The sequence below is a fragment of the Hafnia psychrotolerans genome (genome assembly GCF_014639435.1).
Classification (GTDB): domain Bacteria; phylum Pseudomonadota; class Gammaproteobacteria; order Enterobacterales; family Enterobacteriaceae; genus Ewingella; species Ewingella psychrotolerans.
The window spans coordinates 41,813-53,959 of record NZ_BMFZ01000016.1; the positions used below are offsets into that span (position 1 = coordinate 41,813).

General features: G+C 43.2%; 9 protein-coding genes. 8 read left to right on the plus strand and 1 reads right to left on the minus strand.

Annotated elements, in window-relative coordinates; all coding sequences use genetic code 11:
- The first annotated feature begins 2 nt into the window (after window positions 1-2).
- The 4 genes from IEV89_RS20670 (at window position 3) to IEV89_RS20685 (ending at window position 2,622) form a co-directional block, all read left to right on the plus strand.
- On the plus strand, window positions 3-407 hold the full coding sequence (locus IEV89_RS20670) for a phage holin family protein (RefSeq protein WP_188475400.1): 405 nt from the start codon (window positions 3-5) through the stop codon (window positions 405-407).
- A complete protein-coding gene (locus IEV89_RS20675) occupies window positions 404-688 on the plus strand; it encodes a YqjK-like family protein (protein WP_188475401.1) in 285 nt (94 codons plus the stop codon). The genes IEV89_RS20670 and IEV89_RS20675 overlap by 4 nt, the downstream gene beginning before the upstream one ends.
- A 304-nt stretch (window positions 689-992) precedes the next feature.
- On the plus strand, window positions 993-1,385 hold the full coding sequence (locus IEV89_RS20680) for a DoxX family protein (RefSeq protein ID WP_188475402.1): 393 nt from the start codon (window positions 993-995) through the stop codon (window positions 1,383-1,385).
- Between the two features lie 250 nt (window positions 1,386-1,635).
- Window positions 1,636-2,622: a glutathione S-transferase family protein gene (locus tag IEV89_RS20685; RefSeq protein ID WP_188475403.1), complete on the plus strand. Its 987-nt coding sequence runs from the start codon at window positions 1,636-1,638 to the stop codon at window positions 2,620-2,622.
- A gap of 62 nt (window positions 2,623-2,684) precedes the next feature.
- Here IEV89_RS20685 and IEV89_RS20690 read toward each other — a convergent pair whose 3' ends face one another.
- Window positions 2,685-3,590: a LysR family transcriptional regulator gene (locus IEV89_RS20690; protein WP_188475404.1), complete on the minus strand. Its 906-nt coding sequence runs from the start codon at window positions 3,588-3,590 to the stop codon at window positions 2,685-2,687.
- Window positions 3,591-3,701: 111 nt separating this feature from the next.
- Here IEV89_RS20690 and IEV89_RS20695 point away from each other — a divergent pair, with 111 nt between their 5' ends.
- From IEV89_RS20695 to IEV89_RS20710, 4 genes are all read left to right on the plus strand, one after another.
- Entirely contained in the window at window positions 3,702-4,406 is a 705-nt protein-coding gene (locus IEV89_RS20695; protein WP_188475405.1) for a pirin family protein, read from the plus strand.
- Window positions 4,407-4,903: 497 nt separating this feature from the next.
- Window positions 4,904-8,155, plus strand: a complete 3,252-nt coding sequence (locus tag IEV89_RS20700) for an Eco57I restriction-modification methylase domain-containing protein (protein WP_229746549.1) — start codon at window positions 4,904-4,906, stop codon at window positions 8,153-8,155.
- A 256-nt stretch (window positions 8,156-8,411) separates the two neighbouring features.
- Entirely contained in the window at window positions 8,412-11,027 is a 2,616-nt protein-coding gene (locus IEV89_RS20705) for an AAA family ATPase (RefSeq protein ID WP_188475406.1), read from the plus strand.
- 421 nt (window positions 11,028-11,448) lie between these two features.
- Window positions 11,449-12,027 carry a recombinase family protein gene (locus IEV89_RS20710; RefSeq protein WP_188475407.1) on the plus strand — a complete coding sequence of 193 codons (579 nt, stop codon included), beginning with the start codon at window positions 11,449-11,451 and terminating at the stop codon, window positions 12,025-12,027.
- The last annotated feature ends 120 nt before the right edge of the window (window positions 12,028-12,147 follow it).

The window sequence follows — 12,147 nt, forward strand, 5'->3', positions numbered from 1 at the left end:
TTATGGCCGAACAATTAAAAACGCCGCCACAAGGACCGGGCAAAGGGATCCTCGACATAGCTCAACGGATCGTCACCATTCTGGTGGGGATTGTTGAAACGCGTGTCAGGTTGGCAGTCATTGAGTTGGAAGAGGAAAAGGCCAATATTTTCCAACTTCTTCTCATGGCTGGTATCACCCTTATTTTGACTGCGTTCGGTTTGATGAGTTTGTTGGTTGTGCTGTTCTGGGCAATCGATCCCGCTTACCGATTGATAGCAATGGGAACGTCCACCGGAGTGCTGTTATTTCTGGCGATAGTTCTGGGTGTCTGGACGCTGTCTAAAGCGAAACGTTCAACATTATTGAGCATGACGCGCAAACAGCTCGATACAGACCGCACATTGCTGGAAAAGGATGACGAATGAGCACGCCTGACCGCGTTATCGAAAAGGTAAAATTACTGCGTGAGATCGACCGTCAACGTGCCGAACTGGCGGGCGGGCGTCTCGAGTGGCTTGAAGCCACAGCAAGAATTGATCGCGGCTGGTTGAAGCTTGTTGATATGCGCAAATATCTGGTGCTCGGTTCCAGCGTCATGGCAATTTACGGCATTCGCAACCCAAGCAGCGTTGTTCGCTGGTCGCGTCGGGCGTTTGGTCTCTGGGGTACGGTACAGCTTTTTCGCCGTCAATTTATGAAGCCTTAACCTTCATAACTCGCTAAAGATAAAGACATAACAATGCGCTTTCACTTGGTAAAGCGCCGATAAAAGAGGCCAGACTGATGCCTTCAGTTTGGCCTCTTTCTTTTTTATAATTCCCGGATTTAAATATGTAGTCAGCTACAATCTCAATTTATTTGATGTTAATAGACAGATTTACTTGCTAACAACATCGCCGCTTTGGACTTACTATCTCGCCATCAACCTGACGCGGTAACGCAAAGGGATAATACCCGAACGTACCGTTAATACTTTCGCCCATTTGGGCGACACTTTCCCGGAGTCAAAGATGAACAAGGTAAATAACACTGTCCTGCTGATTGCACGTATTTTAATGCCCATTCTTTTTATCGTAGCAGGCTGGGGAAAAATTAATGGTTACACTGCAACCGCGGGTTATATGACATCCATGGGTGTCCCTAGTTTCTTCCTGCCACTGACCATTTTGCTGGAGTTCGGGGGCGGTCTGGCCATTCTTTTCGGCTTCCTGACCCGTACTACTGCCATCATCACTGCGGTGTTCACTATCCTGACCGCGCTTATCTTCCACACTGATTTCGCCGTTGAGATAAACCAGATGATGTTCATGAAAAATCTGTCTATCGCAGGTGGCTTTATGGCCCTGTTCGTTGCTGGCCCAGGTGCATTCAGCATCGACCGTCTGATTAAGAAAAACTGGTAAGCGCCCGCTCTGGGAATCTACCGCTATACTGAATGAGATGATGGGCGATGTGATTATTCACCTCGCCCTTTTTTATTTCTTATCGCTTATCTGTAAATCTCCCCGACATTATTCGAGTTGCATCACAAAAGGCTCTGGCCTTTTGAACAGCGCTGGCGCTGGCCCCTACGGGGCGAGGCTTTGCCGGGTAACGCAGCAACTGAGCTGCCTCTGCGAAAGCAGCGCGAAGGATGACGGGGAAGGAGGAATCATGGGACAACTGGTTGAAGGTATCTGGCAGGACACGTGGTATGACACCAAGTCTACCGGCGGACATTTCAAACGTTCAGCGGCACAGTTTCGTAACTGGATAACGCCTGATGGCGCACCGGGTGAACACGGCGTTGGTGGATTTGCCGCCGAGAAGGACCGCTATCATCTGTATGTTTCGCTGGCCTGCCCGTGGGCACACCGTACTTTGGTTATGCGCGCCTTAAAAGGGCTGGAGAAGATAATTCCCGTATCGGTGGTTCACCCGCTGATGCTGGAAAATGGCTGGACCTTTGGCACTGATTTCCCTGCCGCCACCGGTGACGATTTATATCATCTGAACTATGCCTACGAGATCTATCTGCGGGCGCAGAACGATTATACGGGCCGTGTGACCGTACCTATTTTGTGGGACAAACAGCAGCAGACGATTGTCAGCAATGAGTCAGCAGACATTATCCGCATGTTCAATAGTGCCTTTGATGCCCAAGGCGCAAAAGCCGGCGACTATTATCCACCACAACAGCGTGCAGTGATTGATGAAGTGAACGAGTGGGTCTATCCGCAGATTAACAACGGTGTCTACAAAGCCGGGTTTGCTACTAGCCAGGAAGCTCATGACGACGCAGTGAACGGCGTGTTTGCCGCGTTAGATAAGGCCGAAGCCATCCTGGAAAAACAGCGTTTTCTTACCGGTAATCATCTGACCGAAGCCGATTTACGCTTGTGGACTACGCTGGTGAGATTTGATCCGGTTTACGTTACGCATTTCAAATGTGACCGTCACCGCATCAGTGATTACCCTAATTTGTACGGATTCCTGCGCGATATTTACCAAATGCCAGGCATTGCTGAAACCGTGGATTTCGCGCATATTCGCAACCATTATTATCGTAGCCACGCGACCATCAATCCGTATGGGATTATATCCACCGGACCGGCACAGGATTTAGAATCGGCTCATGGTCGGGATAGTCGTTTCCGTTAAGCACGCTTTCCCCTCGCATGAGGGGAAAGCGGGTTGCAGTGTCAAGTTACGAGACTGAAAGATCATTTCACGGGTCGAGTTGCCAATAACTTGGCAATTTCTCGCAGGAACCAGGCTTTGGCTTCCCCCATGCTATCGCGACGCCACGCCATAATAATGTCCGACTCATGCTTGTATTCTGCACTCACCACTCGCAGACGGCCCTCGGCGATATCCTGCTCTACCATCGGATAAGGCATAGTCGCAACGCCTAACCCAGCCAACAGCGCTTGGCGTTTTTCTTCAAGCGTGCTGACGGTGAGACGTTGTTGTTTGTCGAGAAGCTGTACAGTGAGTACCGGGCGTTCGCGGGCGGTATCCGCCACGGCAATGCCACGATATTTCACCCGACTCACCTCAGATAAGGGTTCGGCTTCCAGATGAATGGGGTGATCCGGTGCGGCCACGTAGACACTCACCAGTTTATAGAGCTTGCGGCTGTTGATTTCAGACGAGGAGCGAAAGTGCATATCCGGTGCAATGACGATGTCAGCGCGCCCTTGTTCCAGGCGCTCCCATGCGCCCGCGAGGACTTCAGTGAGCAACGAAACCTGCGTATTCGCTTTTAGCGCCAATTTTTCTATCAGCGGGAAAAGTTGTGTGGCGGGTGCCAGTGCTTCACAAACGATAGTGATCTGAGTTTCCCACCCACGGGCCAGCGCTTCGGCATCGACGGTGAGTTTGTCAGCCGCTTCGAGTAGAACACGGCCGCGCTCTAACAGCATACGCCCAACATTGGTGAATTTTGTCCGATGACCCGATCGGTCAAACAGCACCACATCGAGCTCCTCTTCCAACTTTTGCATGGTGTAGCTCAATGCAGAAGGCACGCGGCCAAGCTCGTCTGCCGCTGCTGCAAAACTGCCTCGACGATCAATAGCATCCATAACCCGCAATGCTTCAAGCGTTAGTGCGCGATCCTTAGCCATCAGGTTCTCTGTCAGGAAATTTGAATATGGCGACCAGATTAACTTGCTAACAATAGTGCGTCCAGACGCTTACTCTTTATTCATTAATTTTCTTCACAGAGCCAGACCGCCATGATTAAGAGCAGAACAGTAGAAGAGTGCGGCACAGCTGACTTTGGTTGGCTGAAGGCGCGCTATACCTTTTCATTCGGACACTATTTTGATCCAAACCTTATGGGTTACGCCTCACTGCGAGTGCTGAACCAAGAAGTGCTGGCACCGGGTGCCAGTCTCCAACCGCGGACCTACCCGCGCGTAGACATTTTGAATCTGGTCTTGCAGGGCGAGGCCGAATATCGCGACAGCGAGGGCAACAGTGTCCGCGTAGTGGCTGGTGAGGCAGCGCTGCTCTCTACGCAGAGCAATGTCAGTTACAGCGAGTTCAACCTCAGCACGACCCAACCACTAACCCGTATGCAACTGTGGCTTGATGCTTGTCCGCTGCAGGAAAATCCGTTGATCCAGCACATCAACATTAACAACGCATCCTCTCTTTTACTGGCATCGCCGGATGGAGAAAGCGGCAGTCTACAATTGCGCCAGCAGGTATGGATCTACCATCTGGATTTACCGGCCGGTGAAGAAATCACACTACCGATCCGTGGGCCACGTGCTTATTTGCAGTCAATTCATGGACAGATCCATGCTCTCGGTGCAGAAAGTCAAGATACACAGCGTCTGGTATGCGGCGACGGGGCTTTCATTCACCTCGAACCCTATGTCACCATCACCGCCAGTACCCCGTTGCGGGCATTGCTGATCGACCTGCCAGTTTGAACACTTTCCGCCGCAGAAAACATAAAACCCCGCGCAAATTGCTCTGCGCGGGGTTTCTTTTATAGTGGGAGTTGACCGTTAAGGCAACTAGCCGACTCAAAGGGCCTGATTCCTGCTGCATTGCACTTGGTTAAGGGTGCGTGTGTATCACAGTTTGTATCTCATCATAACAAGCTAGCCGCCCATTGATACATAAACAAATTAGCTTGCCACATAAAAGCCACTAGATATGACATGAGCATCTTATTGGGCACCATTTGCAGCCCTCTTCCCCTTGTGACTCGAGCTTTAGCTACCTTAGTTGGAGCCTTTTGAGGGCAGTATTGCACCATTTAAGGCTTCCTTACGGAGGTTGAATTTCGACCTTTCCATTTTAAATACAGAGACTTAGGCCACACCAATTTGAATATCAAAAATTGTTACTACATCCCATACTTGGATTCAAAATAAACTAACCAATGAAATAAGAGAAATGGGTTGATATATGGATTGATCTAGTGGAAAGACATACCTATCCTTGGCACTTTGTTAGGATTTTTGTTGGAGTTCAAATTTTGAACATTGATGATAGCGCATTGAGTACTGCTTTTAAGAAGATAAATGCAAAAAGAATGAGGCCTTGGAAAGGCGAGGAAGAGGTACGTATAGCCTGGATCTCAGTTCTTGAAGCAACATTAGATATCCATTTCGATGCAGAAAGAGCAAAGAAAGATGGCAGCTACAACCATGTAATCATTGAGTTCAAAGCTCCTGGTCTTTTTAAAGGCTCAAAAGATAGTCAAAAATTTAAAGAAGCTACAGATGAACGCCTTCTGCCCTATATTCGGCGCGAGTCGCATAATACTGGAATTTCAGAAGATAGCTTTATTGGTATAGCTATTGATGGTGAACATATATGCTTTGCTCAGCTTAAAAATAATAAATTAATCACGCAGCACTTAATACCATTTTCCGAATATGCTGTTGGTTTAGTCATCGAAGCCATAAAAGCTGATACCAGGCGAGAGATAACAGTCGATAATTTAATGTCTGATTTTGGGCATGGTGCCTTTAATGCTCAAAGTTTGATGCAGTCGTTTGCAAATGGATTAGCTTCAGAACTGGAAAATAATGATAATTCTAAAATAAAAATGCTCTATGAAGAATGGAGGACATTATACGGCCAAGTTGCTGACATGTCAGTTCTTCAATCAGAATTAATCAATAAAGAAATCTGTTTTGAGTGGCATGGTAAAGCACAGCATGCAATGTCTGGTAGACTATTTGTGATTCATACCTATAACTCGCTACTTATAAAATTATTAGCTGCGGAAATTGTTTCTGGACATGAACTAACTTCAATACAAAACCCAGCACAAGCGATGTCTACAATGGTCAGCGATACTGCTTTAGTAAAAGCATTGTCTGACCAAATAGAAAGAGCAGATATATTTAAGCAAGCAGGAATTTCAGGTTTTGTTGAAGAAGCCATATTCAGCTGGTATTTGGATATTGCTACACACCCTGATCATTCGGCGAAAGTGATATCCGCACTTCGTCGCGTGCTAGCTTCACTTTCTCTTTATCGGACAGATAGGCTTACGCATACACGCGATGTGTTACGCGATCTTTATCAGGGTCTTGTTCCTGGTCGTCTCAGACAGAGCTTAGGTGAATTTTATACTCCAGATTGGTTGGTTGAGTTCACAGTCGATCAAGCTTCCAGTAAACCATGGTTAGAAAAAAGAATTCTAGATCCAACATGTGGTTCAGGAGCATTCTTAGTTAGTATCATCCGTAGGAAGGTATCAGAAGCAAGAATTCTTGGCCTTAGTGATAAAGATATTATCACTAACTTGTGCACATCTGTTTGGGGGTTTGATCTAAATCCTCTGGCAGTACAAACTGCACGTGTCAATTTTCTTATGGAAATAGCTTTTCTTTTAAAAAACTGTCCTGGGACTAACATTGAAGTCCCAATTCTTATGGCTGATGCTATTTATTCACCAGCACCTAACCCTGATGATTCAGACTCAGTAGTCAGATATCAAATAGGCAGCCAAGTCGCAGGATTAGATATCACATTGCCTTCAGAGTTAGCGTTTGATCGTATTCGGCTTGATAAGATATTTGAACAGATGGGGATGTCTGTTGAGTCGGACCTTGAATATAGTGTATCCGAAAGTAATTTACTTGATTACGGATTAATGAGTTCAGAAGAAGCTGAATGCTGGCGCTTACCTCTGAAACATACCTATGATCAAATACTGAAATTACATAGACAACAATGGAATGGTATCTGGTTCCGAGTTGTACGAAACTTCTTTTGGTCTGCAACTGCGGGACATTTTGATTATATTCTTGGGAATCCACCTTGGGTTCGTTGGTCTAAACTCCCTGATGCCTATCGTCAGCGAGTCAAACCTACCTGTGAGAAATATGGAATATTTTCTAAAACTAAAAGACATGGCGGAAATGAGTTAGATATTTCTGCAATGATAACGTATACAACTGCTGACAAGTGGCTTAAAGATGGTGGTCGGCTTGCTTTCGTATTAACTGGTAGCTTATTTAAAAATCCATCTTCCGCAGGATTCCGTGATTTTAAGATTGGCGATACCACTCATCTTGTTCCGGTCGGAGTAGATGATCTAAAGTCTCTCAAACCATTTAGTGATGCCTCTAATCATACTGTAATTGCTGTTTTTGATAAGAAAAATAAACCCGGTAGTTATCCTATACCCTATAGATTATGGGGAAGCAAAAAGGGGAATTCTCGCCTTATTCCCACTAGCGCAAGCCTTAGTGATGTTAAAGGTAGAATTGATATTTTAGAGTTTGAAGCTGCCCCTGTAGCTGACTTAGGCTCTCCTTGGGCTGTATTAAATAAAGGACGTTACGAAGCTCTACAAGTTTTATCAGGAACATGTAAATGGACGGAGGGTAGAAAAGGAATTACTGCTGATTTGAACGGTGTTTATTTTGTACCTATATTGGATATAAACAACCAATTAGTACAAATAAAAAGTAGACCTGAGGCTGGTAAAAAGGATATTGGAGTAAGCAGGAAGGCTTGGATTGAGCCAGATCTATTGTATCCTTTAATTAAAGGCGCTGGGGATTTTGAAGCATGTTATTTGAAAGTTGCAATTAAACCAGAAGAGGAGAAACTGTACACCTTCGTGCCAAATAATGGCATAGGTAAGGTTGATTATAACGAGAGTCTTAGAAAACTCACTTCTCCAGAATTGAAGCAGACAAGACTATGGTTTGAAGGATATAAGGATTTGCTCGAAAACAGGTCAACATTTAGGCTTCAAATGAAAGGAGCGCCATTCTTCGCTATCTATAATGTTGGCGATTATGTGTTTAAGCCATGGAAAGTTATTTGGCCTGAGATGTCAACAAAATTCTATGCTGCGGTAGCCAGTTCTGACAGCGTCCCCCTTGTTGGAATGCGCCCCTATGTGCCAGATCATAAGGTGTATTATTCTGCTTTTGATACAAAACAACCTGCTTATTTCCTCTGTGGTCTATTGAATACAAATGATGTAAAAGAATGGATAGAAAGCCACAATGTTAATATCCAAGTTGGGGATGTATTTAAGCACATGAACTTACCTGAATATGATGAAAATAAAGATACACATTCAGATTTAGTTGTATTAGTTGAAACTGCTCACAGTACGCACAATCGTACAGAGAGACTAAAAATAATGCATAACATAAATGTAGTAGGTAGCAAAATAATTAGAGAGTGGGCAAAATAACGATTACAAGATAGTTTACGTCTGACGACATAGGTTATATCTTATCTATGTCGTTTGTTTAACTCGACAACTGACAAAATCAAATTAACCGCTTCATAAATCAAACTCATCCAATCTGACATTTGTGATCTTGCACCAGTTTTATCCCATAAAAACCCTGAATTTGTAGTAGAATAATAAATGGCTACATCTCTAACTTATGTATTATTTAACATAATAGCTCCACAGCTAATTATTATCAAATAAGGATATATATATGGAAAGTTGTGAAAAGACAAATGTTAGCCCTGATAGTTTCGATTCTTGGCTCAATAGCCGCCCCTTGTGGCTGCAAACAGCAGCAAAACGTTTAGTTGAAACTAAGCGGTTCCCAACGGCAGAAGAAATACAGTTACTTTCAGAACTATGCATCAACGAAGTTTCAGATGTAAATAAAGATGACTTTGATCCAATAAAACCGGGAATGCTTCAACAAGCAGCTAATAGCCAATCATTGCGCTTATCATCAATTAATGAAGTTCGCGGAATTAATGCTATTAAGAATGATGCGACCTTGAATTTTGGTGCCAAGAACCTCACTGTTATATACGGCTCGAACGGCTCAGGTAAGAGTGGATACTCACGTTTACTTAAAGAGATATGTGGTTCTCGAGCCAAAGAAACCTTATACCAAAATATTTTCCAAACAAACAATCCCTCTACCCATGCTAAGATAAATTTCAAACATAATGAATTAGACAAAGAATTAATATGGAATATAGACTCAGGCCCAGTTCAGCTATTAAGAAACATACATGTATTTGACTCAAAAGCCGCCTTAATATACATGGGAGAAAAAAATGAGGCAACATATGAACCAAGTAGAATGCGTTTCATATCATCACTGATTAAGGTATGTGATGATGTATCATCATGTATTTCAGAAAGGCAAAGAGCCCTTTTCAAAGTAATGCCTAATATTCCTAATGAATTATCTGAAAGTCCAGCAGCAAAGTGGTTAACGACTCTAACTCCAAAAACCAAAAGAACAATAATTGACACCGAATGTCTTTACACTTCAGATTTAGATATAGAGCGCATTAATGGTGAAGCAGCACTAGCAGAAAAAGATATCTTAGGGCGATTAAAATCAATCGCTCGCGATCGAGCAATAATTACACAAATAAAAACCAGAATTGAAAACATTAGAACCAAGCTAAGTGATACTGCACTAGTTCAATTAGTTTCCTCAAGAAATGACGCTTTTGAAAAAAGAAAAACCGCAAGTGAAGATGCTAAAAAAGTTTTTAGCAATATATCATTAGATGGTATTGGTGAGAAAACATGGAGAGAGCTTTGGGAACATGCGAGAAAATACTCTGAATCCCTAGCTTATAAAAACATAAGATTCCCAAACACAGAGCATGATTCGCTTTGTGTTCTTTGCCAGCAAGAGCTAAGCCCCATAGCTAAACAACGATTACAAAATTTTGAGTCTTTCATTATTGGTAAGCTTGAAAAATCCGCAAAGCAAGCTGAATTAAAATACTCTGAATTATTCAAGTTACTACCTCTGCTACCTCACATTGATGACTGGATAGCAGACATGAATTTTATCAAAATAGAAGAAAAAGAATCTAGAAAGCTACATGCCGCATTGACTCTTAGGAAATTATTGGCGGAATCGGCTTTGTTGCATTCTGATATACCTAAACTTGATTTAAGTGGTGTTGATAGTTGCTTAGTAAAAGCTATTGAAAAATTGAATGCTGAGGAAAAAACATTAACGGAACTACAACTGAATGATCAGCGTAAGATACTCGAAAGTAGAGTTTTGAAACTTAAGGGTATCCAATGGTTGAATCAAAATAAAGAATCTATAATTAAAGAACATCAGCGATTAACATCATATTCAATCTTAACAAAAGCACTAACCCTAACAAGAACAAACCCATTAACATCGAAAAAGAATGACCTTTCTGTTCAAGAACTTAATGCAGGGTATTTAGAGCGTTTCTCGAAAGAATTAAAGGAACTTGGCGGCTCTAGACTTCCGGTAAAAGCGGAGAGTACTACAAAAGGTAAGGGTAAAATTGTTTTCGGCTTAGCTCTTAATGGCTCTGATAACCTGATACCTGTAAATGGGATTCTTAGTGAAGGAGAATCCAGAATAGTGGCATTATCTGCCTTCTTAGCAGACATGACAGGATTAAATCAGTCCTCTCCGTTCATTTTTGATGATCCTATATCATCTTTAGATCAGGATTTTGAGGAGAAGGTTGTATCTCGGTTAATCGCACTTTCTCTGGACCGTCAAGTCATAATTTTTACTCACAGATTATCTCTGCTCACTCAAATTGAGTCTGGTGTTAAGAAACTGCAAGAACAGGCCAAACTTGAAAAAACAAACCCTCCTGTCGAGCTTCATATTGAGACGTTGCGTAGACTTGGCGCTAATTCAGGTTTGACAGTACCAATGAACATTAGAAACTCAAAACCTAAAGCAGCGCTGAATCAACTCCAGAATGAATCATTAAAACGTCTTCGGAAATTGTATGAACAGAGTGATGTTGAAGATTACGATCACTTGTCCAAAAGCATATGTAGTGATTTCAGAATTGTAATGGAACGGTGCGTCGAAAGTATTTTGCTAAATGATGTACTTCAACGGTTCCGCAGAGATATACAAACCAAAAATCGCATAGGCTCTCTAGCTAAAATTCAAACAGAAGATTGCTTATTATTCGACGATCTTATTACTCGTTACTCTGTGTTTGAGCATTCGCAGTCAGAAGAACTCCCAGCTCAGCCCGTGGAATTAGATGAATTGGAAGTTGATGTTCAAAACCTACTTACTTGGCTCGAAAAATTTGAGAAAAGAGCCGTAAGCTAATCTACTAAATCTTAAATAGCTTCAAAGGCTGTAAAGAAGAGCCTTTTTTATAATCTCGCTTAACAACACAAGCGAAACCCTGCTTAGGCATTTTACGGATGGAATACTATTCAACACTAATCTTTCTCAAATATCGTTATTCACTAATATCAGCAGATTTGAAATGCTCACACGAGCTAAAGTTTCATTGAAACCATAACTGTGTAGTTAAGCCACTTGTACCTATCCTCTAAAGAGACACTGGATGTTTTTCAAATATCAGTGAACCATGGGAGTTTAGTGCTCTGACTGGAATCAACAATCGAACGTTTTACGATACCCCCTGAGGTATATATAAACAGGTGTCAATAAATTAGGGTATTGACTTGATGATACCAATGATTAATTATGATACCGTTTTTGATACCAGTCAGAGGATGTTATGAGCCGCACTTTTGCATATTGCCGTGTCAGTACTAACGAACAAACAACAGAGAATCAGATCATGGCGATTCGCCAGTCTGGCTATGATGTTCTTGACAGCCGCGTAGTGTCGGAAGTTGTTTCTGGTGGTGTACAGGCGATGAGCCGTAAAGCGTTTGCCGATATGGTTAACCACAAACTGGAATCCGGAGACAGGTTGGTTGTGTTGAAGCTGGATCGCCTAGGCCGTGACAATATCGATGTACAGCAGACTATTGCAATGTTGGTTGAACTTAACATAGAAGTGGTGTCTCTTGATTTACCAGTGAGTAACCTTAGCAGTGCAGAAGGTAAACTGATGCTGCAAATGTTTTCGGCATTTGCTGAGTTCGAGAAGTCCAGAATCATTGAACGTACCAAGGAAGGGCTTGAGCGGGCGAAGCGGGAAGGAAAGAGATTAGGCCGCCCGGTTGCCCATGACACCCGTAAGCGTGTACAGGAAGCCAGAGAACACGGACTAAGCCAATCTAAAGCAGCGGTTAAGTTGGATTTGGGGATTGCCACAGTTAAGCGCTACTGGAATGCTACGGGGGTGTAGTCCCTCCTGAATTTAGTCTTACTGCTTGATAGAGTTCTCTGGTTAAAATACAACCATTGGGAGGCTCATCATGAAGAAAGCGCGTTTCACTGAAACTCAGATCCTGCGAGTTCTAAAAGA